Raw genomic sequence first — 26,172 nt, 5'->3', positions numbered from 1 at the left:
GACTTGGTCATCATATTTGATGGGGTGGGCCATGATTTCATTCCCGACTCAACCTTGATTTAAGTTTCAGGAAATATGATCAGGCAATTTTTTGAATGGCTTGCTTTGCTACGCCGGGAACGAATAGATGAGCCGCTCCTAGGCCTGGAATCTGGATAAAAGGATCGATCTGCAGCAACGGAATCAAGACGAAGGCGCGCGCCGTCATGCGTGGATGTGGCACCGTTAATGTTGACGTCGAAATGATTTGATCGCCGTACAGCAAAACGTCCAGATCCAGCGTGCGCGGGGCATTCAGATAAGAGCGCTCACGGCCGAAATCTTGTTCCAGTTGCAGCAAGGCTTGCAGTAATTCTTCAGCGGATAAACTGGTGCTAACGCGAGCGACAGCATTGATGTAGTCATCGCCATCGGCGTCTATCGGCCCAGTACGGAACAAGGACGATTGTCCCGTCAAGCTGCTTGACGGCAGCTTGGCTAACTCAAGCAGCGCATTGCGTACATTGTCTTCAGCGTCGCCCAGATTCGAGCCTATGCCTATGCAGGCAACAATCTGCCTGTCTGTCATTCAGGTTTTCCTGCCGCTGCACCTGCAGGTTTGCGACGGCGACGTGGACGTTTCTTCGCCGGGCCTTCATTAGTGGTGACGGATTTTTTCGCCAACAGTTCTTCGCGCTCGGCACCATCGCCGGCGATGAACGCAGTCCACCATTCGCCAATTTCACTATCAATCTCGCCGGATGCGCAACGCAGCAGCAGGAAGTCGTAGCCGGCGCGCAGGCGCAGATGTTCGAGCAATTTGTATGGTGTCTTGCCGACGCGTCTGTCGAAGCGCGGTTGCATCGCCCAGATGTCGCGCATGTCAGAGGCGATTTTGCGTTGCAATGCGAGTTTGTCGGTTTGCGTATTCAAGACATCGTCAGCAGCCAAATGCAAGGCAGGAATCGGATATTCGCCGGCCGCCTGATAGGCATTCCATTTTTCGACAACCTGATGCCATAACAGCGACGCAAACAGGAATCCTGGCGAGACGGGTTTGCCTTCCCGGACGCGCTCATCGGTACTCGCCAACGCGAGGCGGACGAATTTTTCACCCAGCGGTTGCTCCAGCACGACGTCCAGTAAAGGCAGCAAGCCGTGATGCAAGCCTTCCTTGCGCAATTGCTGCAGACAGGCAAGGGCATGGCCGCTCATCAACAGCTTGAGCATTTCATCGAACACGCGTGCGGCCGGTACGTTGTTGATCAACGGTGCCATTACGGCGATCGGTGCGCGGGTATCCGGCGCGATCGCGAAATTGAGTCTGGCCGCAAACCGAACTACGCGCAGCAGTCGTACTGGATCTTCACGATAGCGCTCTTCCGGTACACCGATGATGCGCAGTGTCTTGTTGCGGATATCTGCAATCCCGCCGTGATAGTCCAGCACGATCTGTGAGGCTGGATCGTAGTACATCGCATTGATGGTGAAGTCGCGTCGCAATGCGTCTTCGTGCTGTTCGCCGAAGGTGTTGTCGCGCAAGACGCGACCGTGTTCATCTTTCGGTGCGCCATCGGTTGCGGAGCCGCGGAAGGTGGTGACTTCCAGCAAATCCTGGCCAAACATTACATGCACGATTTGAAAGCGCTTGCCGATGATGAAGGCGCGACGGAATAGGCGCTTGACCTGCTCGGGCGTCGCATTGGTCGCGATATCGAAATCCTTGGGTTTGACGCCGAGCAGCAAATCGCGCACTGCACCGCCGACCAGGAAGGCCTTGAATCCGGCGTCCTGCAGGCTGCTGGTAACGCGTATCGCATTGGACGAAACCAGCTTCGGATCGATGCCGTGTTCTTTCGCAGTCAGCGTGACAGGTTGCGTGTAATCGCCTGTTTTTTGTTTGGTGCCGAGGATGCGACGGATGAACTTTTTAATCATTGAATAGATTGATGATCGGCCAGCCATGCGCTTGGGCGTGCGCAGTGAGCAAGGCGTTGGGGTTGGTGGCTATCGGGTCGGTGACGATGGATAACAAGGGGATATCGTTTTGCGAATCGCTGTAAAAGTAACTGCGTGGAAAATCGCTCAGTGCAAGGCCGCGTGTCGCCAGCCATGCGTTGGTATGCGTGATTTTACCCGCACCGGAGGTCGGTACACCGAGCAATTTTCCGGTGATAGAACCATCTTCGTTGAATTCCGGTTCGGCGGCGATCAGGTGTTCGACGTCCAGCGCACGGGCAATCGGGGCGGTGACGAAACGATTGGTGGCGGTGACGATGGCAACCAGGTCGCCGGCATCCTGATGTTTTTTTACCAAATCACGGGCAGCCGGCAAGATCACAGGTTCAATGACTTCGCGCATATACGCCAGATGCCATTCATCAATTTGCCGGCGTGAAAATTGTGCCAGTGTGCTAAGTGCGAATTCCAGGTATTCGACCGGGTCCAGTGTTCCCGCTTTGTACTGTTCAAAAAAAGCATTGTTGCGGGCCTTGAAGGCATGCGGTTCGATGGCACCTGTGCGCGTCAGGAACTCACCCCATTCGTGATCGGAGTCGATAGGCAGCAGGGTGTGGTCTAAATCAAAGAGAGCAAGGTTCATGCGTGGGTATATAAGCTAAATTCGAGCTAAGTTCGAGCAAAATTTACTGGTGAAAAGGCTATTTAAAGGCGCCTTCATTAGCGGGTTAATCTGTTAGTCATTTCGTTGCAGCAGTTCGCGCAGCAGAGGCAATGTAATTGGTCGCTTTGTTTCCAGAGAATACTCATCGAGTGCGTCCAGCATCGCCGATAAAGAGCGCATATCGCGGGCAAAATGATTGAGCAGATAGGGTAACACGCCGGGCGACAGTGTCAGGCCACGTGCAGCGGCGGCATGCGTCAGCGCGGCAATCTTTTCGTCATCGCTCAAACCATGCACCTGATAGATCAGGCCCCAGCCGAAGCGCGTGCGCAAATCTTCGCGCACAGCCAATGTTGCCGGTGCGACGTTGCCGGCCGCCAGCAGGCAGCCACCTTGCTCGCGCACCTGGTTGAAAAGGGCGAAGGCGGCGATTTGCGCGTCGGGCGACAGTTTGTGGCTATCGTCGATCAGGTAAAGCGTGGTGCTCGACCGATAGTTAAACGCATCTGCGGCGGCGTCGCCGGGGATATAGAGGGCGGTGTCAGATGCTGCCAATGCCTTTAACAAGTGGGTCTTGCCTGCAGCGGCATCGCCCCACAGATAGACAAAGCGCTCGTCCAGGCCGACCGGCACTTGTTGTTCCAGGCGCTGCAGCAGCTGGAGCAGCTCTGCATTTGCACCGATTACAAACGACGCCAGGGTTTGCGGTTTTTCGGCAGGTAAATCGAGTAACAACTGCCTCATACGTGGTTCATCATATTGTTATTGTTAAAAAATACAGTTTGTTCCGACCGCTTGCTGCAATTCTGCCGCATATCCCCAGCTATTTTGTCGCTTCGACAAAGAAAGTGCCATCAAATGAGGGAGGAAGGGGAGCGATTTGATAAAATACCGCTTTGCCCGAACGCTTGCTCGAACGCTTTTTTGAATTATAGAGCCTGATTGACCCAGTTTTGTCCAGTTTCGAAAGTATGGATCTTGCCGCGATGAGGAATGTTCATTGCGACCCTGATCTGGCCCCTTATGGATAACTCAACGCTGATCAACAGGCTAGCCATCCGGCCACAACTGCTATTTTACTGCCTCTGCTGACTATCACATCATGAGTTCCACTTCCAATATTTCACTTTCCTACCGCGACGCCGGTGTTGATATCGATGCAGGCGATGCGCTGGTCGAAGCGATCAAGCCTTTTGCCAAACGTACGATGCGCGAAGGCGTGATGGGCGGCCTCGGCGGTTTCGGTGCCATGTTCGAAATCAGCAAGAAGTACAAGGAACCTGTGCTGGTATCCGGTACCGACGGCGTCGGTACCAAGCTGAAGCTGGCATTTGAATTGAATCGTCACGACACGGTCGGCATCGATCTGGTCGCGATGAGCGTCAATGACATTCTGGTGCAAGGCGCAGAGCCGCTGTTTTTCCTCGATTACTTTGCTTGCGGCAAGCTCGATGTGGCGATCGCCACCGACGTCATCAAAGGCGTAGCCAAAGGTTGCGAGCAGGCCGGTTGTGCATTGATCGGTGGTGAAACCGCCGAAATGCCTAGCATGTACCCGGCCGGTGAATACGATCTGGCCGGTTTTGCAGTCGGTGCAGTGGAAAAATCAAAAATCATCGACGGCACTAAAATTACCCCGGGTGACGTCGTGCTTGGTCTGGCTTCGTCGGGCGCGCACTCCAACGGTTATTCGCTGGTACGCAAGATCATTTCGGTGGCCAAGCCTGACTTGAATGCTGATTTCCACGGTCGCAAACTGGCGGATGTGTTGATGGAACCTACTCGTATTTACGTCAAGCCTTTGCTGGCATTGATGGATGCGATGGAAGTCAAAGGCATGGTGCACATCACCGGCGGCGGTTTGGTGGAAAACATCCCGCGCGTACTGCAGCCGCACCTGACAGCTGTGCTGGAAAGCAGTGCATGGGACATGCCGCCATTGTTCAAGTGGTTGCAAGAGCATGGCGGCGTTGCCGATGCGGAAATGCACCGTGTGTTCAACTGCGGTATCGGCATGACGGTCATCGTGGCCAAGGAAAATGCAGATGCCGCGCTCGCACAATTGAAAGCCGCTGGCGAAACCGTGATGCGCATCGGTGAAATCCGTGCTCGTCAAGAAGGCCAGGCGCAGACCATCGTTCTGTAAGCTGGGTAAAAGCTTGCAGCATTAAAAAGGGCGGTAGATGCAATGGCATCTACCGCCCTTTTTGTTTGTCTTTCTCGTTTTCTGCCTGGTTGATGCAGTAGCGCGCTGTCACGCCCAACTTAACTCATGTACGTCAATGTTGCTTGCCGCTTGCATCGTCCTGCGCCAGTGTTTGCAAGGGGCCGGGTGGAGTGGCATCAATGCCAAAGGCTAGCGGGGGCGCGATACGTACTGGCTGGCTCTTGCTGGATACGCTAGACAGCACATTGCTATGCGCATCGGGTGCCGCATTCCAGACTGGGTCTGTGATGCTTTCAAATACGGTTTTCAACTGCTTGGCCCATGTCGTGCGGATCATCTGGAAGTATTGATTGCCTTCGTCAATCGTGACAAAGCGCGTTACGGCCAAGGTGTCGTTCTCATAAATCAGCAGATCAAGAGGCAGACCGACCGAGATGTTCGAGCGCAAGGTAGAGTCCATCGAAATCAACGCGCACTTTGCCGCTTCATCCAAGCCTGTCAGTGGCGTGACCACGCGATCGATAATTGGTTTGCCGTATTTGGCTTCACCGATCTGGAAGTAAGTATTTTCGTCGTGCGACTCAATGAAGTTACCAGCAGAATACATCTGGAACAAGCGGCAGCGTTCGCCCTTGATCTGGCCACCAAAAATCATGCTGACATTGAAGTCGATACCGAATTGTTGCAGTGAATTGGCATCGCGTTCCCGCACGATACGGATTACTTCACCGACGACTTGCGCTGCTTCATACATCGTCGTCGCATTCCAGATACTTTTACCGCTAGCCGTGACGTGTTCGGCCACGATCTGTCGTACGGATTGCGAAATCGATAAATTGCCGGCGGTCATCAAGACCATCATGCGATCGCCCGGTGTCTCAAAAACCGTCATTTTTCTAAAGGTGCCGATATGATCGACCCCGGCATTCGTTCGCGAATCGGATAGGAAAACCAATCCCGCATCCAGACGCATCGCAACACAATAAGTCATGACAGTGAGAGAAAAAGCAAAACACGAATTTTACAGGAATCACCCCGCCATTGTTGGCGCAGGGGAACAAAACAACGGTATGGTCGTTTACACAAAAAATGCCTGTTGTCACCCGCATCAGGCTGGATGATTGCGCGAGGATGGCCGGCGGTCACGGACATTTTTGGTTGCTTGTTTATTGCGACAAGGGTGTCACGTTGACGCGCACATCCAACGACTCTTCGCCGCCGCCGCGTCGCACGCCGCTGACCGGTGCGGCAGAATCGTAGTCGCGCGCTACTGCCAGACGACAATGCGCATCACTGGCGTAGCAGGCATGGGTGACGTCGATACTGACCCAGCCGGTGAAATCATCCTCCGCGACCCAGACATCGACCCACGCATGGCTTTCTGCATGACCGCTACTGCCGGAGTTGATATAACCGGATACATAACGCGCCGGAATATTCCGCATGTGACAGCAGGCAATAAATAGATGTGCATGATCCTGACACACGCCCTGACCCAACAACAGTGCATCGTTGGCGGTTGTCGTTACGCCAGTTGCACCGCTTTGGTACGAGACTGCACCGCAAATGGCTGCAGCGAGTTGCAACAGGTCTTCGCTTTGATTGCCACGCAGATTTTGCGAAGCGAAGGCACGTATCCCCTCGCTGGGTTCGGTCAGGCGTGTCGTGACGGTAAACACTAGCGGTGATAATGTGCCAGTTTCGTGCAGACGTCCCAGAAAGAGCGGCATGACCTCGATTTCGCCGCTGACCACAATACGTACTTCATCATGGTTACCAGTAATGGTCAGCATGTGACACAGATTGCCGTAGGCATCCGTAAATGCATTGCGCTGTCCAGAGGTATCGATATGCCACGCCAGCATTTGTTGATGCATTTCGATACGCGGTGTCAGGCGCAGTTGCTGAATCGTGTACGCCAGTGGAGACGTATAGCGGTAAAGCGTTTCGTGACGTATGGCGAGTCGCATTTAGGCTACCAGTGGTACCAGGAAATCGCGGCTGACGCGATTACCCAGTTCAAATATGTTTTCAAGGAATTCGGTCAGGTAATCATGCAAACCTTCTTCCAGAATATCCTCAATCCGGGCGAATTTCAGATCCGCATGCAACTTGCCTGCAAAGCGTAACGTATCGCTGGATACATCAGCGCTCACATAACGCAGATTGCGCAAGACTTCCGTCAGACTCGCCAGTAGCGAGCGCGGCATGTCGGCGTTCAGCATCAGCAGATCGGCAACGCGTGCAGGCGTGATCGCATCGCGATAAACCTTGCGATAGATTTCAAATGCAGAGACCGAGCGCAGGATCGCCGCCCAGTAATAAAAATCGCGCTGATTTTCATTGCCGAGTTTTTCACCTGACTGCACGGCCGCGCTGGCGCCATGAAACTTTACATCGAGTATCCGTGCCGTATTGTCGGCGCGCTCAAGAAAGGTGCCGAGACGAATAAAGTACAACGCTTCGTCCGATAACATGGTGCCGAAGGTCACGCCGCGCGACAGATGCGAGCGATGCTTGACCCATTCAAAAAACTGGCTGGGGTCCTGTTCGAACTCGCTTTCCTTTAACTGATTGGAAAGCTCAAGCCAGGTAGTGTTGTGGGTTTCCCAGACTTCCGTCGTCAGTGTTCCGCGCACCGCGCGTGCGTTTTCGCGAGCGGCACGCAGATAGGAGGAAATTGAAGACGGATGCGTGGTATCGCGCACCATGAAGTGCAACACGTCTTTTGGCGTCAGTTTGCTGTACTTCTCGTCAAAGGCTTCCTGCAGCTCGGAGATGCCGAGCGTGGCGCGCCAGCTTTGTTCAGCTGCGCGGGCAGATTGCGGGAGCAGCGCAGTCTGGACATTGACGTCCAGCATGCGCGCGGTATTTTCGGCACGTTCCGTGTAACGCGCCATCCAGAACAGGTGATCGGCGGTGCGGCTGAGCATCTTAGTTCTCCAGTATCCAGGTGTCTTTGGTGCCGCCGCCTTGCGACGAATTCACCACCAGCGAACCTTCCTTGAGCGCAACGCGCGTCAGGCCGCCCGGCACCATGGAGATGGTCTTGCCGGACAACACAAAAGGTCGCAAATCGATGTGGCGTGGCGCGATGCCTGCATCGACAAAAGTAGGGCAGGCCGACAAGGCCAGCGTCGGTTGTGCAATATAACCGTCTGGCCGCGCGATGATGCGCTGGCGGAAGTCCTCGATTTCCGCCTTGCTGGAAGCAGGACCGACCAGCATGCCGTAGCCGCCGGCACCATGTACTTCCTTGACGACCAGATCAGGCAGGTTGGCGAGCACGTAAGACAGCTCGTCCTTTTTGCGGCACTGATAGGTCGGCACATTATTCAGGATAGGTTCTTCCGACAGGTAGAAACGAATCATGTCGGGTACGAATGGGTAAATCGATTTGTCATCGGCGACGCCGGTGCCGATCGCATTTGCCAGTGTGACGCGGCCGGCGCGATAGACAGACAGCAATCCCGGTACACCCAGCGTAGAGTCGGCGCGGAATGCGAGCGGATCCATATAGTCATCGTCAATCCGGCGATAAATCACATCGACCCGTTTCGGACCGCGTGTGGTGCGCATGTAGACTGCGTTGTCGTTGACGAACAGATCCTGGCCTTCCACTAGTTCGACGCCCATTTGCTGCGCAAGGAAGGCGTGTTCGAAGTAGGCCGAGTTGTACATGCCGGGTGTCATCACGACCACGGTTGGATCGCTGACGCCTATCGGTGCGACCGAGCGCAGATTGTCGAGCAACATGTCGGGATAATGTTCAACCGGGGCGATCTGGTGGCGTGCAAATAGTTCGGGGAACAGCCGCATCATCATCTTGCGGTCTTCCAGCATGTAAGACACGCCGGACGGCACACGCAAATTATCCTCGAGTACGTAAAACTCGCCTTGTCCGGCACGTACGATATCAACGCCGGCGATGTGCGCGTAGATATCCGACGCCACCGAAATTCCCTGCATTTCCGGACGGTACTGCGCATTGCGGAATATTTGTTCCGGCGGGATGATGCCGGCCTTGACGATGTTCTGGTCGTGATAAATATCGTGGATGAACATGTTCAGCGTACGTACGCGCTGCACCAGTCCAGCTTCCATGTGCGCCCATTCCTTCGCGGTAATCATGCGCGGGATGATGTCGAACGGGATTACGCGTTCGGTGCCGGCTTCATTGCCATATACGGCAAACGTAATGCCTACGCGACGGAAAATCAGGTCAGCTTCGGCACGTTTGCGTGCAATGGTGGCGGCCGATTGGGTGGCTAGCCATGCTTCGAATTCAAGGTAGTGGTCGCGTACATTCTTCGCGCCATCTGTATACATCTCGTCGAAAAAATTGGGCATCGTCTGGCCTGTCCTTGCGCTATAACATTGTTTTCAGGGGAGATGCTGCGTTAACCCTATCAAGAAATATGCCAGACCGCCAGCATTAACCGTTCATGGCGTACGCAAATCCTTGATTAGTGCTTCGGTTCGCTGGTCGGGCGCGGGGGTCAGCAGGCTGACAATGACGATGGCCAGCATGCCGGCCGGAACACCGAATACTCCTGCCGAAATCGGCGCGATATGGAACCATTGCGCGGCAGGTGTGCCACCCAGCGTGGGATGTGTGTGCAACATATAGAACGCACAGACGCCAAAGCCGATCAACATGCCGGCGATGGCACCTTCCTGATTGGCGCGCTTCCAGATCGCCCCCAGTGCCAGCGCCGGAAACAGAGCAGAGGCGGCGAGAGAGAAGGCGGCACCCACCAGCGACAGAATGTCGCCGGGTTTGAGTGAGGCGATATAGGCAGCGACCAGCGCCACCATCAGCAACAATAGTTTGGACACCGTCACGCGCTTCTGCGTCGTCGCGGTCGGATCCACAGTCTTGTAATACACATCATGCGACAGTGCATTTGAAATGGTCAGCAACAAGCCATCGGCAGTGGACAGTGCCGCTGCCAAACCACCGGCTGCGATCAAACCGGAAATGACATAAGGCAAGCCCGCAATCTCCGGCGTGGCGAGGACGACTATATCGACGTCCATCACGATTTCAGCCAGTTGCACGATGCCGTCGCGATTGACGTCATTGATGGCAACCAGCGGATGTAGCTTGTCGATGTTGGCCCAGTAGGAAACCCACTCCGGCAATTTTGAAAAATCGCTGCCCACCAGAGACGTGTAAATATCGTATTTGACCAGCACTGCCAGCGCCGGGATCGTGATGTACAGCGCCATGATGAAAAAGATGGTCCAGAATACCGAGTCACGCGCTTCCTTGACGGAGGGTGTGGTGTAGTAGCGCACCAGCACGTGCGGCAAGGCGGCTGTACCCAGCATCAGGCAGAACACCAGCGCCATGAAGTTATTGCGTTTGATATCTGACGCGGCCTCACTGTCGCCAGGGAAGGGGTCGGTATGCTGTGTCGGCGGTTTGGCCCGCTCGCGATTGGCAGCGCGCTCTTCTATCCATCTGCGTTCGGCATCTTCAGCATCCTTGGGATAAGTGGCGAGTTCGCGTCCGGTTTGCTTGATTTCCAGCAACGGCGCATTCCCAAGTTTTAAGGCTTCCAGATTGTGCTGTATCTCGGCACGACCGTTTTCCCACGATTCAGGCAGCATCTTCAGTTTGTCGCCCAGGTCATCGGCGTACAGATTGAAGATGGCACGCACTTCTTTTTCCTTAGGATCGTCAATCAAGACTTTTTCACGTTCGCTCAGTTTTGCGATCGCGGAACCGTAGGCAATCGGCGGTACCGGAATATTGGTATGTTTGATCGACAGCCATACCACCGGGATCATGTACGCGATGATCAGGATGATGTATTGCGCAACTTGTGTCCATGTCACGGCACGCATGCCACCGAGGAAAGAGCACACCAGTATGCTGGCCAATCCGAGAAAAATACCGACCGAAAAATCGACGCCGGTAAAGCGCGATGTGATCAGGCCGACGCCGTAAATCTGCGCAACAACGTAAGTAAACGAGACGATGATGGTGGCGACGACCGCGATGATGCGCACCACATTGTCGCTGTACCTGCCGGTGTAACGCGCACTCAGATAATCCGGAATCGTGTACTGACCGAACTTGCGTAAATAAGGGGCTATCAGCAAAGCCAGCAATACGAAACCGCCAGTCCAGCCCATCAAGTAAGCGAGTCCGTCAAATCCCCACAGGTACAAGCCGCCAGCCAGACTGATGAAGCTGGCGGCAGAAATCCAGTCGGCGGCGGTTGCCATGCCATTGAAAAAGGCGGGGACGCGACGTCCCGCGACGTAGTACTCCAGCATGTTCGAGGTGCGGCTGATGACGCCGATGATCGCGTACATCACGATCGTGCAAAACATGAAGACGTAACCTATCCAGACGCGCGGAAATCCTTCATGTTCAAGGATGGCAAGCGCGAAAAGAAACAACACAAAGCCGATCGTGAACAGCACGTAGTAACGCATCAGGCGACGCAAGAATGATTTAGTGTTCATGGCCGCTATCGTTATGCTGGCGCTGGTCGTGCAGATAGCGCTGGTCGAGTTTATGCATGCGCACTGCATAAATGGCGATGATCGCTACATAAATCAGGATGCTGCCCTGCGCAGCCATGAAGAACGAAATCGGCCAGCCCAGCAGGGTGTAGTTTGACAAGGGACGTGCAAAGAACATCGCGGTGAAGGTGACGGCAAACCAGACTAGTAATAGCCACAATGTCATGCGGCGGGTACTTTGCCAATATGTTCGGGCAGCATCAGATTGCTGTTGTTCTATTTTTTCAGGCATATCAATTGCTGTAGTCAAGCGGGACGGTGTTCGGTTCCAGATGCAGGGTGACGCGTACCACGCATCCCGGTGATTTGTGACCCTTGCAGTGCGGATTGTTCAGGATGTCGATCTCGGCATCATGTTGCTGTGCGATTTCGCGCACGATTGCCAGACCTAGTCCGCTGCCTTCGACGTTGCTGCCGAGAATACGATAGAAGCGTTCGAAAATATGTTCGCGTTCATGCGGAGCAATCCCGGGGCCGTTGTCTTCGACTTCCAGAAATGCCAGTTTATTTTTTTCATCGGCACTTACGCGCACCGTTGCATTCCCGCCCGCAGGGGTGTAATTGAGTGCGTTATCGATCAGGTTGTTTAACAACTCGTGCAGCATGGTGGGATCACCTTTGATCAACACCGGATAGTCAGGCTGCTCAAAACCGAGATCGATTTTCTTGTTGAACGATGTCTGTACCCAGTTCTGCAAGGTGTCGCGTGCCAGCTCGGATAATTCCAGTAACTGCATGGGTTTGGTGGCGGGTGTTTGATTTTCTGCGCGTGCCAGCGCCAGCAATTGATTAACCATGCGCGTTGCTGATTTGGAACTTTTTGCGAGCTGCTCCAACGATTTGTGAATCTCTGCCTGATCGGTTTGCCGCAAGGCGAGTTCGGATTGCATGCGCATGCCGGCCAGCGGCGTTTTCATCTGATGCGCCGCATCGGCAATAAAGCGCTTTTGTATATTGATACTCTGCGACAGGCGCTCCAGCATTTCATTCAGCGAGCCAACCAGCGGCAGGATCTCCTCCGGAACATAACCCGAATCGATCGGGCTTAAATCATCGGGACGGCGCGCGCGTATGCGTTGCTGCAGTTCGGCCAACGGTCGCAAGCCGCGCGTCAATGCAAACCATACGAGGATAAGTGCCACAGGAAGAATAATGAATTCCGGTACGATCACGCCCTTGATGATCTGGTTGACCAGTTGCGAACGCTTCTCCAGCGTTTCGCCGACTTGAACCAGTGCCAGACGCGGTTCTATGCTTAGTTGCGGCTCGACCTGTGTCTTGTGCAGATCGACGTAAAGGTAGGCAATGCGTACTTCAGTATTGCGCACAAAGTCGTAACGGAACTTGGTAGCCCAGGGTTGCGGCGGATCGGTGTCAGTAGGCAAAGGCATTTCCGGATCGCCTTCGACCATGATGCCGCGCGAATCGAGGATTTGATAATAGATATTGTCGACGTCGTCGGCATGCAGGATGTCGGTGGCAGCCCCGGTCAGACGCGTGATGACTTTTCCGTTTGCCTCCTTGACCTGCTGGGCGACGACGGTGACCTTGTCTTCCAGCGCGCGATCGAAGGGTTCATTCGCAATTGATTTGGCGACCAGGTAGGTAATGGCAATGCTGAGCGGCCACAGCAATAAAAGTGGCACCAGCATCCAGTCGAGAATTTCACCGAACAATGAACGTTGCGTGCGTTCTTCCGTCTGACCAGCACCATCTGCAGCGCTTGCCGTCGATGTAACCACATCGACGGCGGGTGGATTCAGTCGGTGTGCGTCTGGCATTGCTGCTTCAGCGTGATGGCGTGACGGTGTTCGCTGCTGCGGCAGGGGCGACAGGTTCGGCAAATTTTTCGAGGCAGTAACCGAGGCCACGTACGGTGGCGATGCGCAGGCCACCAATTTCTATCTTTTTGCGCAAACGATGAACATACACTTCAATTGCGTTATTGCTGACTTCTTCACTCCATTCGCACAGGTGATCAACCAGCTGCTCCTTGGATACCAGACGGCCGCTGCGCTGCAGAAGAACTTCGAGCAAACCAAGTTCGCGCGCCGATAAATCCAGCATCTGATCATTGATGTAGGCGATGCGACCGACTTGATCGTAAGACAGCGGACCGTGCTTGATTACAGTAGGCCCACCACCCGCGCCGCGCCGAGTCAGTGCGCGTACGCGTGCTTCAAGCTCGGACAGCGCAAACGGCTTGGCCATGAAATCATCTGCACCCAGATCCAGCCCCTTGACGCGCTGTTCGATCGAATCACCAGCCGTCAAAATCAAGACTGGCAGATGCGAATTGCGCGCGCGCAGGCGTTGCAAGACCTCCAGGCCGGACATTTTCGGCAGCCCCAGATCGAGAATAAGCAAATCGAAGTCTTGAGTAGACAAGACCGAGTCCGCCTCTAAACCATTTTTAACGCAATCTGTGACATAACCGGACTGGCGCAAGGATCGCGTCAAGCCATCGGCCAGTACACTGTCGTCTTCGGCAAGCAAAATTCGCATAGGGGAGGGTGTGAGAGAGTTGGTTTGTAGTCTATTGGGTTTCGTCTGTAGCAGCAAGACAAGTGTTCATGCCTTGCGCTGCCATAAAAATGAGCCCTTGCTATTAATACAGCAGGCGCCATTTGTTCGTGTTGGCCCTCATGGTGGCACATAAGATGAAGGCAGTATGACTGCTTGCTGCGAAAGCGCATCTGCGACGTCATTTTTCCTGCGTGGAATCCAGATAAAGCGCACGTCATGCAATTGCGCCATCAGTTGTCGCGCATGCGTGCGATGGCTGCTGAGTATAGGTGCACCGCGGGTCTTGCTCTGCACATCATCGAGTACTACGCGGCTGTCACCATAGACGATGAGTTTGTGCGGGCTGGCATCGACGGCAGCCTGTAGAACGGCGAGCAGCGCCAGATATTCAGCTTCACTGCTATCGCCCTGGCCGGCCGAAAAACTGATACTGGCGACGAGCTCACCCTGCGGGTTTTTAAGCAGGCCGCCTATCCCCATTCTCCCGGGGTTGGGATGGCTGGCACCATCAAACCAGGCGAGCCAGGCGTTTGGGTCCGGCATTGCCGTTGCGGCTATGCGTGCATTTGCTTTTTCCTGCTTGCGAGTGACGATTTTTGCTGCCGCATCGGCTGCTTCTTGCCGCCGCTGGTCGATAAAAATATGCAGCGGCTGAGCGCCAGCGATCTTCTCCATGACCTTCTTCAAGCCATGTTCTTCCGATATGCCGAGTTGCCTTGCCATCCGGCGACCGCTGACGCGCTCCTTTTTATAGGCAACTTCAATTAAATCGGCATAGCTGGGCATGTAGGGAAGTGGCTGTATAGCGGGCATAATTAGCCCGATTTTACGTGCATTTCCGAAGCGAGGTTGCTGGTGGCAAACAAAGCCTGAAAAATTGCTCTTTTAACTATTAACAAGAAAATATTCAGAAGGCGCTTGCACAAAGCACTGTTTTTTTATACAGTACGGTTTCTGGAAGCAAAAATCGCTTCCAAGCCATTTTGTTTCAACACCCAACCGTCGAAAGAATCCTCATGGACGATAAAAAAACAGCACCGAGCTCGGACAAAAGCAAGGCACTTGCCGCTGCCTTGGCGCAAATCGAAAAGCAATTCGGTAAAGGCTCGGTCATGCGCATGGAAGACGGCGCAGTCGTCGAAGAGGTGCAAGTCGTTTCCACCGGTTCGCTCGGTCTGGATATTGCGCTCGGCGTTGGCGGTTTGCCACGCGGCCGCGTCGTTGAAATCTACGGCCCTGAATCGTCGGGTAAAACGACATTGACACTGCAAACCATTGCGGAAATGCAAAAACTGGGCGGCACCTGCGCCTTTATCGATGCGGAACATGCGCTGGATGTGACGTATGCACAAAAGCTCGGCATTAATTTATCCGAGTTGCTGATTTCGCAACCAGATACCGGCGAACAAGCGTTGGAAATTTGCGATGCACTGGTCCGTTCCGGTGGCGTCGATCTGATCGTCATTGATTCGGTCGCGGCTTTGACGCCACGTGCCGAGATCGAAGGCGATATGGGTGATTCCTTGCCGGGTTTGCAGGCACGTTTGATGTCGCAAGCCTTGCGCAAGCTGACGGGTAGCATCAATCGCACCAATACCCTGGTGATTTTCATTAACCAGATTCGCATGAAGATTGGTGTCATGTTCGGCAATCCGGAAACCACGACCGGCGGCAATGCGTTGAAGTTCTACGCTTCCGTGCGTCTCGATATCCGTCGCACCGGCTCCATCAAATCCGGTGATGAAGTCATTGGTAACGAAACCAAGGTCAAAGTCGTCAAGAACAAGATCGCGCCACCATTCCGCGAAGCACACTTTGATATTCTGTATGGCGAAGGCACTTCCCGCGAAGGTGAAATTCTGGACCTGGGTTCGGATGCCAAGATCGTCGAGAAATCCGGTGCCTGGTACAGCTATAACGGCGAACGCATCGGCCAGGGCAAAGACAATGCACGCAACTATTTGAAAGAACGTCCTGAACTGGCACGTGAAATCGAAAACAAGGTTCGCGCTTCTTTGGGTGTGCCTGAACTCGGTGTGATCAAATCGGACGAACCGGTTGCGAAGAAGGCTTCCACGAAGAAAAACGAAGAAGCCAAAGAACTGAAAGAAGTCGAATAAAGCATATTGGCTAGCCGATCGCATTTGATATGCGCTGCTTTATCGATACGACTAACAAGCGCCCGCGTTGAAGGACTCATATGGCAAAACTGCAAGTGAGTCTGAAAGCGCGGGCGCTTCGTTATTTATCGGCACGCGAACACAGTCGTCAGGAATTGGCACGCAAGCTGGCGCGTTACGCGCAAGAGGGCGATGACATAGATGCTTTGCTCGATACGCTCACCGAGGCTAACTTCATGTCTGAAACGCGTTTCTCTGAATCGCTGGTCAATCGACGCGCTGCACGGTTTGGTAATAGCCGGATTTTGTCAGAGTTGAAAAGTCATAATATTGACGCTGACTCACTGACTGAAATCAAGGCTGGATTGGCACAGGATGAATTTGCGCGGGCGCGCGAAGTCTGGCTGCGGAAGTTCGGCATGGTCGCAACGGATGCAGCCGGACGCGCGAAGCAAATGCGGTTTTTGCTGCAACGCGGATTTTCGCATCGAGCCATACAGGCGGCGATGCGTGAGACAGAAGAAGATGAAGATTAGAAGCCGGTATTAATTAGCAAAGTAAATACTCTTCAGTTTGTTCCTGGTGTCTATATCCTCACTGGGTGCATACAAAGAGGCAAGTTCAAGCAATAGGGGCGATGCACATTCGTTTGTGCATCGCCCCAATTTATGTGAAGAACGCATTGAATCGATCGCGCATAGATCGCGCATCGATGGTGCATTAATTTTGCATTTTGCAGCGATCAGTGATCCATCAATGCTTTAACGTGAATTGCCGTGGCAGACGCCAGACCTTCCAGGCTGTAACCGCCTTCAAGAATGGAAACCACGCGGCCTTCGCAGGTTTCATCAGCAATTTTAAGCAACTCGCGGGTTACCCAATCGAAGTCATCGTCTTGCAGATTCAAACCGGCCAGTGGATCCAGATGATGTGCATCGAAGCCGGCAGAAATGATCAAGAGTTCAGGATTGAATGCGCGAATTGCCGGCAACATTTTTGCTGCAATCTGTTCGCGAAACAGTGCAGAATCACAGCCGCGTGGCAGCGGCACGTTCACGATATTGTGCGATACGCCGGTTTCCGCTTCTGATCCTGTGCCGGGGTAAAAATGCGACTGGTGGCTGGATGCGTAAAACAGCTCAGGCCGGTCGTAAAACGCTGCTTGCGTGCCATTGCCGTGATGAACGTCGAAATCGACGACGGCGACGCGTTCCAGTTTGTGCACGTCATACGCATAAGCCCCAGCAATCGCTGCCTGGTTGTAAATGCAAAAGCCCATTGCCTTGTTTGGTTCTGCATGGTGGCCGCAAGGGCGGGTTGCGCAGAAAACATTGTGCGCTTCCTTGTCCATCACTGCATCGACGCCTGCGCAGGCTGCGCCTACACAGCGCATGACCGCTTCCAGCGAGCCTGGCGACATGACGGTATCGCCACCGTCGAGCGGCATAGTGCCGCGATGTGGCGAGGCATCTTCCACATCAGTCACGAAATCTTCGGTGTGGATCATCAACACTTGTTCGCGTGTGCCCATGGGCGCTTCGCGCCATTCTGCGCCATCGAATTCCGGTGTGCGTAATGCGCGCAAAACTGCTTTCAAACGCTCTGGTGATTCGGGATGGCCAGCGCCCGGTTTGTGTTCCAGACAGGCGTCGTGTGTATAGATCAGTGTTGTCATAATCATTATCGATGCCGAAAGTAACTCGGCATCTGCTCCATTATTTGTAAAAGGCGGTTGGAGGGGCGCAACGTGGGCGGCCCGGCAAGTGAATCTCTCGCATTATAAGTGCCGGCAGTCGCAGTTGGCGAACGTTGGCATGCATGTTTGAGTGCAGTACCAGAACCAAATGATCTGAATGTCTCACTTGGGCATTCAGGATTGATGAGGTCGCTTATTTGAATTAAACATATATTACGGATTGATGGAAGAAGGCGATTGGAATTATGTCCTTTTTCAATGCAAACGCAATTGTTGATGGGTAAAGGCCTGAATTAGCCAAAATTCCGGCTAATCCATCGCAAACGCGTAGTTTCCATGGCGAAAGCAGATATCATCTAATGTCAGATAGAGAATATTTTTGGCACTCGAGTCGCCGGACTTCTTTTCCTGCAAAAATATGTCTGTTTCCAACGTCGCTTGACCCAGTCGTTAACTCTCCACGTCTATGGCGCCATCACTCGTTCTTCAGTTTGCATTCAAAACCGATACGGGATTGGTGCGTTCGCATAATGAAGATGCGATCGAACTGAACGCTGATTATAAAATCGCGGTACTGGCAGATGGTATGGGCGGCTACAACGCTGGTGAAGTCGCCAGCGGCATTGCGACTAGCGTGTTTTCCGCAACGCTGGAGCAGCGTTTGCAGCAGCAAGCCGAAAAGCGGCACGCACCGGGCAGTAAATTTCTCCAGTGCCTGATGAAGGACTCAGTGTGCTCGGCGAATGCCAAAATTCTGGAAGCGGCCCGCCGCCAGCCGCAGTTCAGCGGCATGGGGACCACACTGGTTGCTGCTTTATTCCATCGCAAGCGCGTTGTCCTTGCACATATAGGTGATTCGCGCGCCTATCGATTCCGCCGAGGAGTACTCGCGCAACTGACGCATGATCATTCCCAGTTGCAGGAGCAAATCGATGCCGGCCTGGTCAGTCCGGAATGGGCGCGTTTTGCGCCGAACAAAAACCTGATCACGCGCGCGCTGGGCGTCGCTGCAAGTCTCGACGTTGAGACGGGTGTGCATCTGATTGAAGCGGATGATCTTTACCTGCTCTGTTCGGATGGCTTGTCGGACATGCTGTCAAATGAACAGATGGTTTCCTTGATCAACAGCAATCGTGTCGATCTTGATTTATTATGCGGGTCCCTGGTCGATGCAGCGAACGACAATGGCGGCCGAGATAATATTTCAGTCATCTTGATCAAAGTGCAATCATGTCCGCCAGCCGAACACGGCTTGCGGCATCGTTTGAGCACATGGTTGCAACGCCTTATCCCCGCGTCTGCCTAGACTGGTTGGCATACATCTTGTATGTCCTTGAAAAGATCGCCTGTTTTCAGGTTTGAATTGAGTGGCTTGGCGCGAGCGCTCAAGCCCCGGATGCGGGCACGATCATCCATGCCCCTATGAAGTAAAAAAGGAAGTTGAATAAAGAATGGCCACGATTATTTTGGCAAAAGACGGCATTGCATTGCAAGAGCTGCCGCTCCTGAAAACCCGCATCACCATAGGACGACGAACCTATAACGATATCGTCATCGACGCGCCCGGCATCAGCGCTGAACACGCAGTTATCGTCACCACCCCAAGCGAATCCTATTATGAAGATCTGGATAGCACCAACGGTAGTCGCCTGAACGGCCAGCCAGTGAAAAGACATGTGCTGCAAGGCCGCGATGTAATCGAACTTGCCACACATACGATTCAATACTGTGCGAATGAAAGCGCCTATGAAGCGGTAGCCAGTCCGGCGTTGACGAGCGCCGCAATTCAACATCAACATGCAGACCGATTTTCCGGCAATCCAGCAGATGCAGATTCTGCATTTGACGGCATTTCCTTGTCGCTTGCACTCATCAAGATGTTGAATGGCCCGGGTAAAGGGACTGAAATCCCATTGACCAAAGCGCTGACAACGATAGGTCGCCCCGGAGCGCAAGTCGCCGTATTAACAAATGCGTCAAATGAAGTTAGCCTGACCCATGTAGAAGGGGACGTTTATCCTGTCGTAAATGGCGTGAATATAGGGCTGAAAACGCAGGTATTAAAAACCGGGGACGTGATTCATTTGTCAGGAACCGAGATGATGTTCTTGAGTTAATCCAACTTTTTTGTTCTTTTGAGGATTAACAAAATACGGCGCGAACAGCCAAAAAATTCCGCTGGATGTGACAAAAATTGGCGCTGGATAACCGAAATTGTTACTTATTGTTTAATTCCATCCCTGAAAATTTCTGATTTATGCCGTTTTAAGCTGGCACAAGGATTGCTCAATGGTAACCGTGGCAGAAACCTGCCCTCTACCCAAACAGGAGAAACAAATGAAATCGATGAAAATGATGAAGAAGGCACAAGCAGGTTTTACGCTGATCGAATTGATGATCGTTGTAGCGATTATTGGTATTTTGGCGGCAGTTGCGATTCCTCAATATCAGGACTACATTATTAGAGCAAAGCTGTCCAAAGCGATTGTTGCAATTGATCCTGTTAAGACGGCTTTATCTGAATTTGCACAAAATAATGCAGGTAGCTTTTCAACCCTAACAGCTGGTGTGTCAGGCACCGCTGGCGCGGGTTGGACGTCACTTGGCTTTACTAATCCTGCTGATGGCAGCGCTTCGTTCCCTACTTTGACAACTGAAGCAACCGGAATCGCAGTTGCCAATGGCACCGGCGTTATCACCCTCACGGTAGGTGGCACCGGTAACACTGTTTATGATGGGAAAACAGTGACAATTACGCCAACTGTTGGTACTTCGGCGATTAGCTGGAATACGACAGCATGCTCAAGCACTGCAGGTAATGCAAACATGAAAAAAATATTTGGATGTCCATAATATTAATTTCCTGAATTAGTAGATTTTTTATTAAAAAACCCATGCCCAGATGAAGGGCATGGGTTTTTTATTTGGTGTTTTTAATAAATTCCAATATTTAAATCTCCATTTTTAAGTGCTACTCTTTTCACGTATCGCACTTGTGGTTGGTGGTTTCTTTACTTGTCGACGTGGAAACATGGCAGCTTATCGTTCTTCCTTTCTGATCATCACAACCATTGCAATACTTGCTAGCCTTCTCTACTGGCCGTTTTTGCACAGCGGACTGATTTTCGATGATCAGGGCTTGTTTCTAACGGGTGTCATTTACGATTACGCACAGATTCCTTTTGATTTTCGGCCTCGCACCTTTCCCTATTTCACATTAGGGTTTGTTAGCGTATTGAATAGCGCACTTGAGGCTAACCGCATCGTCAGCCTTGTGCTCCATATATTGTGTGCCTGGGGACTTTATTTTTTACTGAAAACCTTGCTGATCCAGACGTTGGATATATCGGGCAAAAATGAGGTAAAGGAAACGAGTCGGCAAGCGACCATTCTTGCCTTTCTAGGGGCGGCTTGGTTTTCCATTCATCCGATTGCTGTGTATGGTGCAGGCTATCTGGCGCAGCGCACCATCCTTTTTGCAACACTGTTTTCAATCCTTTCCCTTTGGTTTTATCGTCGTGCATTTGCAAAAAAGCGGAATGTAGATATGCTTACTGCGGCGTTGTTTTACGCGCTGGCGCTATATTCAAAGGAGCACGCAATCATGCTGCCCTTGGCGGCGGTGACGCTGACGGCGATTTATGATGGCAGTTTGCGATCGAATTTCAAACGAATCGCGCTTTACCTTGCACTTTGTTTTCCTGTCGCTGTGAGCGTGTTTTGGGCGAGTAAGCATATCGTTGCAAGCAGCTATGAGCCTGAAGTCGGAGCGATGCTTTTATTGTTGCGTGATATTTCAATAATCGCCGAGCCTTGGGGGAAATGGGTTGTCAGTATCATTCTCCAAACTGGTTTCTTTTTTGACTACATGGCATTCTGGATCGTACCAGATGTGAGTTTGCTATCAGCGGACATGCGATTTGATTTTGTTCGGATCTGGTTTTCTTGGTGGATATTTCCGAAAGCTTTCCTTTTTTTCCTTACTGCTGCTCTTGCCATTTATTTTTTACGCAAAAAGGGATTGATAGCTCTTTTTTGCTGTGGGTTTCTATATTGCTGGTTTCTTTTTTTGACTGAGCTCGCTGCAGTGCGATTTCAGGAGCCATTCGTCTTGTATCGAAGTTACTTGTGGGCTCCAGGTTACGTGATGATGATAGTCGCAGTGTGCGCGCGCGTGCCGCACCGCTGGCTGATGATAGCTACAATCCCGGTTTTTGCGTTTTTCCTGTTGCTGGCACGGGAACGTTTGACTAGTCTTGCGACTGAGGCGAGTGTCTGGAAAGATGCGGCCAGCAAGCTGGCATTGCCATCTCTCATAGGCAGCGATCGTATTTTTTACAATAGGGGGCGGGCTTACCTGCAAGAGAAAAAATATGCGGAAGCGATTGCCGATTTTTCGCTGACGATCGAACACAATCCCAAGGTTTCACAAGCTTATTACAATCGTGCTTTGGCTTACTTCTCACTTGAGAAATTTCCGGAAGCGCTGTCTGATCTTAAGACGGCCTCAGTATTAAACAATAAAAACAGTTCTATTTTGAATACTCAAGGTTTAGTGCTGGAACGTCTTGGGTGTTCAGTAGCCGCAATGCATTCATATTCTGCAAGTATGGAGCTTGGTGATCAGTTTGCAAAAATAAGACTTCAGGAACTTGTCAGATTAAATACTGTTTCGAAAAATAAAAACCACCGCTTGGATGGCGCAGAATGTCCCGGATGACAGGCTGCCAGTCTTTCAGCTGACTGAGTCGGTGTGGGTACTCCAACTTCCGGACTTCCCGCCGTGTTTTTCCAGCACCTTAATATCCATCATCGTCATTCCCCTATCCACCGCCTTGCACATATCGTAAATCGTCAATAATCCGATTTGCACTGCGGTGAGCGCTTCCATCTCCACGCCGGTTTTACCAAAGGTTTCCACCTGTGCAGTACAGCTGATGCTGGACTGCGCGTTGTTCACCGCGAAATCAACCGTGACCCGCGTCAGCGCCAGCGGATGGCACAGCGGTATCAAATCGCTGGTGCGTTTGGCACCCATGATGGCGGCGATGCGCGCGATGCCTAGTACGTCGCCTTTTTTTGCGGTGCCGGATTCTATGATAGCCAGCGTTTCCGGTTTCATGCGGATGATGCCGCTGGCGATAGCGATGCGGTGGGTTTCTTTTTTGCTGCCGACATCGACCATGTGTGCCTGGCCGGTGGCGTCGAAATGGGTCAGGCCATCGTTGGCGGCGGTATTTTTGTCGTGGTCTTTGTGTGAAGTCATGATGGCAGGAAAGCAGTGCGGCTGGTGAAGTGGAACGATTGTGAGGAGCGGGTATCATAGCATCGTGAAACCGAAATCCATTTTTCAAACGAGTAATTTTATGCCGCGCCTGTCTGTGCGCCCTATGGTATTTGCGACTTTGTTGTTCGCATGTACCTTGCCGCCTGCGATCTTGCCTTTGCCTTCCGTTGCGCAAACCTTGCCCAGCCTTGGCGATACAGAACGGGAAGAATTGTCACCGTTGATGGAGCGCAAGCTGGGCGAGCGCATTATGCGCGAGATTCGGCGTAACCGTGACTATCTGGATGATGAGCCCTTGCAGGAATACTTGGAGGGTCTGGGGAATAGTTTGCTTGCGGTGCGTCCGGAGGCGCGTGGAGAAACCCAGTACGATTTTTTCTTTTTTGCGGTGCGCGATCCGATGCTGAATGCGTTTGCATTGCCGGGCGGTTTTATTGGCGTGCATTCGGCTTTGATATTGGCGGCGCAAAATGAATCCGAGCTGGCTTCGGTGATGGCGCATGAAATCGGCCACGTTGCGCAGCGCCATATCGCGCGCATGCTGGGCAAGCAAAAGCAGGATATGTTGATACCTCTGTCGGCGATTGTATTGGGTGCATTGGCGGCGATCTCCAATCCGGATGCCGGCATGGCGATGATGATGGGCGGGCAGGGACTTGCCATGCAGCGACAGCTCAACTTCAGCCGCGATGCCGAGCGCGAGGCGGACCGGGTTGGTTTGGATATCATGCGCGAAGCAGGTTTTGAGACTTCCGGGATGATCAATTTTTTCGGTCGCTTGCAACAAGCCGGTCGCAACTACACCGATAACACGCCGCCGTATTTGCGTTCGCATCCGATGACAACGGAACGGATTGCCGATATAGAGGCGCGTACGCGCGATCTGCGTTACCGCCAGCATGCGGACAGTCTGGATTTTGCATTGATTAAAGCAAGAGTAAAAGTCTTGCAAGATTCATCGCCGCAGGGCTTGATCGACGCAACCGCCGCTTTCGAACGGCAGTTGCAGCAGAAATCCCGCCCGTCGACTATTGCCGGTAAATACGGTCTGGCTTATATCGCATTGAAGCAAGGTCAAACCAGCAAGGCGCAAAGTATGCTGGACGATGCACGTACGGCGCTGAAGAATGGGACGCCGGCAGCTAGAAACGTTGTGCTGAGCAGTCTGGCAATTGATATCAAACTGGCTGCGCATCAGGCGAAAGAGGCGTTGGATGAGGCGGAACTGGCGCGCAACCAATTTCCCTTGTCGCGCGGAATTGCCCATCAATATGCGGATGCGCTTTATGCGGCAGGGCGATATGAAGAAGCAGTGACCTTCTTGCGCGACCAGACCCAGTTATATCGCAGTGAACCGAAACTGTATGACCGTTTGGCCAAGACCTATGCGGCATTGAACAAGCAGGCGCAACAGCATCTGGCTTTGGCAGAATCCTATGCATTGAAAGGCAGTTTGCCGGCAGCGATTGAGCAGTTGTCGATTGCGCGCCGCGCGCCGGATGCATCGTTTTACGATCAATCGATTATTGATGCCCGTGAGCGTGAGATGAAGGCGCAGCGACTGGAAGAAATTCGCCAGGAAAAAGAAGGTTGAGCGCCAGCGGCAATTGCGCCGAAGGCTTGGTTGATATTTTTCTGAGTGCAGTCTGCAATCAGCGCGATGGACGCGGTTTACGGACGAAATTGAATTTCGCAGCAATTGCGTTTTCTTCGATATAGCCGACGGAAATTTTCTTGCCGGCATATTGCAGCGACAGGCTGGTGTCAGCGCCGAGCTCGTCTAGCCAATCCATCAGCCTTTCATCGGTCACAGGCTGTTCGTCCAGTTGTAGCGCATTCAGACACTGTGCCAGATCACGATCATCGAGCAAGGCGATGTGTGCTTCAGCCTGCAAATACACTCTTCCCTGATCGCTCAGCCACGCAGCCTGAAGTTCGCGCATAGCCGAACCATTTTGCAGCACGCATGCAAACGCAGCATCATGCGTCAGTTCAGTATGCGCGATATAGGGAGTGGCTTCCAGATCGACATACACGCGTTGCGGGCCGTTCTGGAAATACCAGTGGTCTTGTTCGTCGTGCGTGTAATTGCGCTGAATGAAGGCGATAAGCGCTGAATGAATGATTTTTTCACCGGGCAGATTCGCTAATTGCGCCTGTTCGTTGCGCATGCGCCAATTGCCGCGCGCGTCCAGTGCCAGCCAGCCGTAGCAGTGCGGTACATTCGGCCATTTCGCCAGTGCCTTCTCGACTATCGCATCCAATTCAGTTGCTCATCATCAGCGTGGACTTTGCAGAAATTTGACCATGCGTTGCGGCAGCCAGTTCAATTGGCCGGGAAAAGGGCCAGCAGCAAAACCAACGTGGCCGCCGTGTTCCGGTTGTTCCAGCGTCACTCTGTCACTGGCTACGTTTGGTAAATATTGTCTCGGTAAAAAAGGATCATTCCTGGCGTTCAATACCAAAGTGGGAACGGTAATGTCATTGAGCACGTGTTTGGCACTGGCGCGATGCCAGTAGTCTTCGGTGCTCAGGTAACCGTGCAAAGGAGCGGTGACGATATTGTCGAACGCATACAGATCCCGTGCATTCATCATCGCATCGCGATTGAACAAGCCGGGGAATTGCATGAGTTTCTCCGCGCATTTGGGTTTGAGCGTTTCCAGAAAAATACGGGTGTAAAGCATGTTCACGCCATGCGACAATGCACCGCCGCCGCCCGCCAGATCGAGAGGCGCAGAAATGGCGCAGGCTGCATCAACGATCTCTGCCTGATGTTGTGATTCTCCCAGCCAGCGCAACAGCGCATTGCCACCTAGCGATACGCCGCTTGCGTAGAAGTGGCTGGCGCCGCGCTCGCGAGCATACGGTGCTAATCTGCGCAGTACCCACTCTATTTCCTGGGCGTCGCCGGAATGATAAAAGCGCGGCGCGTGATTCAGCTCACCCGAGCAGCCGCGAAAGTGCACGACGACTCCCGACCATCCGAGCGTTGCAATATGCGCCATCAATGCGCGTGCGTAATGACTGTTGGACGAGCCTTCCAGACCGTGGAACAGGACCAGAAACGGCAATCCTGGTGTGCCGTCGACAAAATCCAGATCGATGAAATCATGGTCCGGAGTATCCCAGCGTTCGCGCCGATAGTGCACTGGCGGTTTCGCGATGCATTTTGCAGGATAGATGGTTTGCAGATGGCCGCCTGGCAGCCAGCTTGGGGCAGGGTAGATCATT

Annotated in this window: 25 protein-coding genes; 8 read left to right on the top strand and 17 right to left on the bottom strand. The window is 52.9% G+C overall.

The features are described from left to right. Positions 1–79: 79 nt before the first annotated feature. The 4 genes from folK to hda all read right to left on the bottom strand — a co-directional run bounded on the left by folK (position 80) and on the right by hda (position 3,346). A complete protein-coding gene (gene folK / locus ACFQO0_RS11525) occupies positions 80–568 on the bottom strand; it encodes a 2-amino-4-hydroxy-6-hydroxymethyldihydropteridine diphosphokinase (RefSeq protein WP_382234744.1) in 489 nt (162 codons plus the stop codon). Further along, a complete protein-coding gene (pcnB, locus tag ACFQO0_RS11520; protein WP_382234742.1) occupies positions 565–1,917 on the bottom strand; it encodes a polynucleotide adenylyltransferase PcnB in 1,353 nt (450 codons plus the stop codon). The genes folK and pcnB overlap by 4 nt, the downstream gene beginning before the upstream one ends. Continuing rightward, positions 1,910–2,581, bottom strand: coding sequence for a histidinol-phosphatase (locus ACFQO0_RS11515; protein WP_382234740.1), 672 nt, complete (start codon positions 2,579–2,581; stop codon positions 1,910–1,912). Before ACFQO0_RS11515 ends, pcnB begins: the two co-directional genes overlap by 8 nt. 93 nt (positions 2,582–2,674) lie before the next feature. Next, the gene (hda, locus tag ACFQO0_RS11510; protein ID WP_382234738.1) at positions 2,675–3,346 is read right to left on the bottom strand and encodes a DnaA regulatory inactivator Hda; all 672 of its coding nucleotides are present in this window, start codon (positions 3,344–3,346) and stop codon (positions 2,675–2,677) included. A gap of 358 nt (positions 3,347–3,704) precedes the next feature. Here hda and purM point away from each other — a divergent pair, with 358 nt between their 5' ends. After that, positions 3,705–4,748 (top strand): phosphoribosylformylglycinamidine cyclo-ligase, encoded by a 1,044-nt coding sequence (gene purM, locus ACFQO0_RS11505; protein WP_382234736.1) that lies wholly within the window; start codon positions 3,705–3,707, stop codon positions 4,746–4,748. A gap of 133 nt (positions 4,749–4,881) precedes the next feature. Here purM and ACFQO0_RS11500 read toward each other — a convergent pair whose 3' ends face one another. The 9 genes from ACFQO0_RS11500 to ACFQO0_RS11460 form a co-directional block, all read right to left on the bottom strand. Further along, complete coding sequence (locus ACFQO0_RS11500) at positions 4,882–5,760, bottom strand: proteasome-type protease (protein WP_382234734.1); 879 nt, start codon at positions 5,758–5,760, stop codon at positions 4,882–4,884. 175 nt (positions 5,761–5,935) lie between these two features. Continuing rightward, a complete protein-coding gene (locus ACFQO0_RS11495) occupies positions 5,936–6,739 on the bottom strand; it encodes a transglutaminase family protein (RefSeq protein WP_382234732.1) in 804 nt (267 codons plus the stop codon). Continuing rightward, entirely contained in the window at positions 6,740–7,702 is a 963-nt protein-coding gene (locus ACFQO0_RS11490) for an alpha-E domain-containing protein (protein WP_382234730.1), read from the bottom strand. Position 7,703: 1 nt separating this feature from the next. After that, entirely contained in the window at positions 7,704–9,119 is a 1,416-nt protein-coding gene (locus ACFQO0_RS11485; protein ID WP_382234728.1) for a circularly permuted type 2 ATP-grasp protein, read from the bottom strand. A gap of 93 nt (positions 9,120–9,212) precedes the next feature. Then, positions 9,213–11,249 carry a sodium:solute symporter family protein gene (locus ACFQO0_RS11480; protein WP_382234726.1) on the bottom strand — a complete coding sequence of 679 codons (2,037 nt, stop codon included), beginning with the start codon at positions 11,247–11,249 and terminating at the stop codon, positions 9,213–9,215. Continuing rightward, positions 11,239–11,541: a DUF4212 domain-containing protein gene (locus ACFQO0_RS11475; protein WP_382234724.1), complete on the bottom strand. Its 303-nt coding sequence runs from the start codon at positions 11,539–11,541 to the stop codon at positions 11,239–11,241. Before ACFQO0_RS11475 ends, ACFQO0_RS11480 begins: the two co-directional genes overlap by 11 nt. Before the next feature lies 1 nt (position 11,542). Further along, positions 11,543–13,090, bottom strand: coding sequence for a sensor histidine kinase (locus tag ACFQO0_RS11470; RefSeq protein WP_382234722.1), 1,548 nt, complete (start codon positions 13,088–13,090; stop codon positions 11,543–11,545). A 7-nt stretch (positions 13,091–13,097) separates the two neighbouring features. Next, positions 13,098–13,814 (bottom strand): response regulator, encoded by a 717-nt coding sequence (locus tag ACFQO0_RS11465; RefSeq protein WP_382234720.1) that lies wholly within the window; start codon positions 13,812–13,814, stop codon positions 13,098–13,100. Positions 13,815–13,952: 138 nt separating this feature from the next. Continuing rightward, the gene (locus ACFQO0_RS11460) at positions 13,953–14,648 is read right to left on the bottom strand and encodes a reverse transcriptase-like protein (RefSeq protein ID WP_382234718.1); all 696 of its coding nucleotides are present in this window, start codon (positions 14,646–14,648) and stop codon (positions 13,953–13,955) included. A gap of 203 nt (positions 14,649–14,851) precedes the next feature. Between ACFQO0_RS11460 and recA the strand changes: the two genes are divergently transcribed. Together recA and recX are read left to right on the top strand one after the other, a co-directional pair. After that, the gene (gene recA / locus ACFQO0_RS11455; protein ID WP_382234716.1) at positions 14,852–15,955 is read left to right on the top strand and encodes a recombinase RecA; all 1,104 of its coding nucleotides are present in this window, start codon (positions 14,852–14,854) and stop codon (positions 15,953–15,955) included. 80 nt (positions 15,956–16,035) lie between these two features. Next, positions 16,036–16,491 (top strand): recombination regulator RecX, encoded by a 456-nt coding sequence (gene recX, locus ACFQO0_RS11450; protein ID WP_382234714.1) that lies wholly within the window; start codon positions 16,036–16,038, stop codon positions 16,489–16,491. A gap of 206 nt (positions 16,492–16,697) precedes the next feature. On the opposite strand, the gene ACFQO0_RS11445 is transcribed toward recX, so the two are convergent. Then, positions 16,698–17,630: a histone deacetylase family protein gene (locus ACFQO0_RS11445; protein WP_382234712.1), complete on the bottom strand. Its 933-nt coding sequence runs from the start codon at positions 17,628–17,630 to the stop codon at positions 16,698–16,700. A gap of 487 nt (positions 17,631–18,117) precedes the next feature. Between ACFQO0_RS11445 and ACFQO0_RS11440 the strand changes: the two genes are divergently transcribed. The 4 genes from ACFQO0_RS11440 (at position 18,118) to ACFQO0_RS11425 (ending at position 22,371) form a co-directional block, all read left to right on the top strand. Then, positions 18,118–18,957, top strand: a complete 840-nt coding sequence (locus tag ACFQO0_RS11440; protein WP_382234710.1) for a Stp1/IreP family PP2C-type Ser/Thr phosphatase — start codon at positions 18,118–18,120, stop codon at positions 18,955–18,957. 145 nt (positions 18,958–19,102) lie between these two features. Beyond that, positions 19,103–19,768 (top strand): FHA domain-containing protein, encoded by a 666-nt coding sequence (locus tag ACFQO0_RS11435; protein ID WP_382234708.1) that lies wholly within the window; start codon positions 19,103–19,105, stop codon positions 19,766–19,768. A gap of 229 nt (positions 19,769–19,997) precedes the next feature. After that, a complete protein-coding gene (locus ACFQO0_RS11430) occupies positions 19,998–20,504 on the top strand; it encodes a pilin (protein ID WP_465261968.1) in 507 nt (168 codons plus the stop codon). Between the two features lie 178 nt (positions 20,505–20,682). After that, positions 20,683–22,371: a hypothetical protein gene (locus ACFQO0_RS11425; protein WP_382234704.1), complete on the top strand. Its 1,689-nt coding sequence runs from the start codon at positions 20,683–20,685 to the stop codon at positions 22,369–22,371. Between the two features lie 15 nt (positions 22,372–22,386). On the opposite strand, the gene moaC is transcribed toward ACFQO0_RS11425, so the two are convergent. Then, a complete protein-coding gene (moaC, locus tag ACFQO0_RS11420) occupies positions 22,387–22,917 on the bottom strand; it encodes a cyclic pyranopterin monophosphate synthase MoaC (RefSeq protein WP_382234702.1) in 531 nt (176 codons plus the stop codon). 100 nt (positions 22,918–23,017) lie between these two features. Between moaC and ACFQO0_RS11415 the strand changes: the two genes are divergently transcribed. Continuing rightward, a complete protein-coding gene (locus tag ACFQO0_RS11415) occupies positions 23,018–24,532 on the top strand; it encodes a beta-barrel assembly-enhancing protease (protein WP_382234700.1) in 1,515 nt (504 codons plus the stop codon). Positions 24,533–24,590: 58 nt separating this feature from the next. Here ACFQO0_RS11415 and ACFQO0_RS11410 read toward each other — a convergent pair whose 3' ends face one another. After that, complete coding sequence (locus ACFQO0_RS11410) at positions 24,591–25,202, bottom strand: DUF2946 family protein (protein WP_382234698.1); 612 nt, start codon at positions 25,200–25,202, stop codon at positions 24,591–24,593. Positions 25,203–25,217: 15 nt separating this feature from the next. Then, positions 25,218–26,171: a YheT family hydrolase gene (locus ACFQO0_RS11405; protein WP_382234696.1), complete on the bottom strand. Its 954-nt coding sequence runs from the start codon at positions 26,169–26,171 to the stop codon at positions 25,218–25,220. Position 26,172 lies beyond the last annotated feature (1 nt).

The organism is Herminiimonas aquatilis, from assembly GCF_042665175.1.
In the GTDB taxonomy this organism is placed as follows: Bacteria; Pseudomonadota; Gammaproteobacteria; order Burkholderiales; family Burkholderiaceae_D; genus Oxalicibacterium; species Oxalicibacterium aquatilis.
Note: the sequence above shows the minus strand (reverse complement) of the source record. Positions and strands in the feature narration are given on the sequence as shown.

Bases quoted from the DNA above. Each gene is read 5' to 3' on its own strand.
- recA (WP_382234716.1), top strand. From the start codon at position 14,852: ATGGACGATAAAAAAACAGCACCGAGCTCGGACAAAAGCAAGGCACTT.
- ACFQO0_RS11475 (WP_382234724.1), bottom strand. From the start codon at position 11,541: ATGCCTGAAAAAATAGAACAACAGCAATCTGATGCTGCCCGAACATAT.
- ACFQO0_RS11460 (WP_382234718.1), bottom strand. From the start codon at position 14,648: ATGCCCGCTATACAGCCACTTCCCTACATGCCCAGCTATGCCGATTTA.
- pcnB (WP_382234742.1), bottom strand. From the start codon at position 1,917: ATGATTAAAAAGTTCATCCGTCGCATCCTCGGCACCAAACAAAAAACA.
- ACFQO0_RS11435 (WP_382234708.1), top strand. From the start codon at position 19,103: ATGGCCACGATTATTTTGGCAAAAGACGGCATTGCATTGCAAGAGCTG.
- ACFQO0_RS11480 (WP_382234726.1), bottom strand. From the start codon at position 11,249: ATGAACACTAAATCATTCTTGCGTCGCCTGATGCGTTACTACGTGCTG.
- ACFQO0_RS11405 (WP_382234696.1), bottom strand. From the start codon at position 26,171: ATGATCTACCCTGCCCCAAGCTGGCTGCCAGGCGGCCATCTGCAAACC.
- ACFQO0_RS11415 (WP_382234700.1), top strand. From the start codon at position 23,018: ATGCCGCGCCTGTCTGTGCGCCCTATGGTATTTGCGACTTTGTTGTTC.
- purM (WP_382234736.1), top strand. From the start codon at position 3,705: ATGAGTTCCACTTCCAATATTTCACTTTCCTACCGCGACGCCGGTGTT.
- ACFQO0_RS11465 (WP_382234720.1), bottom strand. From the start codon at position 13,814: ATGCGAATTTTGCTTGCCGAAGACGACAGTGTACTGGCCGATGGCTTG.
- hda (WP_382234738.1), bottom strand. From the start codon at position 3,346: ATGAGGCAGTTGTTACTCGATTTACCTGCCGAAAAACCGCAAACCCTG.
- ACFQO0_RS11445 (WP_382234712.1), bottom strand. From the start codon at position 17,630: ATGACAACACTGATCTATACACACGACGCCTGTCTGGAACACAAACCG.
- recX (WP_382234714.1), top strand. From the start codon at position 16,036: ATGGCAAAACTGCAAGTGAGTCTGAAAGCGCGGGCGCTTCGTTATTTA.
- ACFQO0_RS11430 (WP_465261968.1), top strand. From the start codon at position 19,998: ATGAAAATGATGAAGAAGGCACAAGCAGGTTTTACGCTGATCGAATTG.
- ACFQO0_RS11515 (WP_382234740.1), bottom strand. From the start codon at position 2,581: ATGAACCTTGCTCTCTTTGATTTAGACCACACCCTGCTGCCTATCGAC.
- ACFQO0_RS11490 (WP_382234730.1), bottom strand. From the start codon at position 7,702: ATGCTCAGCCGCACCGCCGATCACCTGTTCTGGATGGCGCGTTACACG.
- ACFQO0_RS11495 (WP_382234732.1), bottom strand. From the start codon at position 6,739: ATGCGACTCGCCATACGTCACGAAACGCTTTACCGCTATACGTCTCCA.
- folK (WP_382234744.1), bottom strand. From the start codon at position 568: ATGACAGACAGGCAGATTGTTGCCTGCATAGGCATAGGCTCGAATCTG.
- ACFQO0_RS11500 (WP_382234734.1), bottom strand. From the start codon at position 5,760: ATGACTTATTGTGTTGCGATGCGTCTGGATGCGGGATTGGTTTTCCTA.
- moaC (WP_382234702.1), bottom strand. From the start codon at position 22,917: ATGACTTCACACAAAGACCACGACAAAAATACCGCCGCCAACGATGGC.
- ACFQO0_RS11470 (WP_382234722.1), bottom strand. From the start codon at position 13,090: ATGCCAGACGCACACCGACTGAATCCACCCGCCGTCGATGTGGTTACA.
- ACFQO0_RS11485 (WP_382234728.1), bottom strand. From the start codon at position 9,119: ATGCCCAATTTTTTCGACGAGATGTATACAGATGGCGCGAAGAATGTA.
- ACFQO0_RS11440 (WP_382234710.1), top strand. From the start codon at position 18,118: ATGGCGCCATCACTCGTTCTTCAGTTTGCATTCAAAACCGATACGGGA.
- ACFQO0_RS11425 (WP_382234704.1), top strand. From the start codon at position 20,683: ATGGCAGCTTATCGTTCTTCCTTTCTGATCATCACAACCATTGCAATA.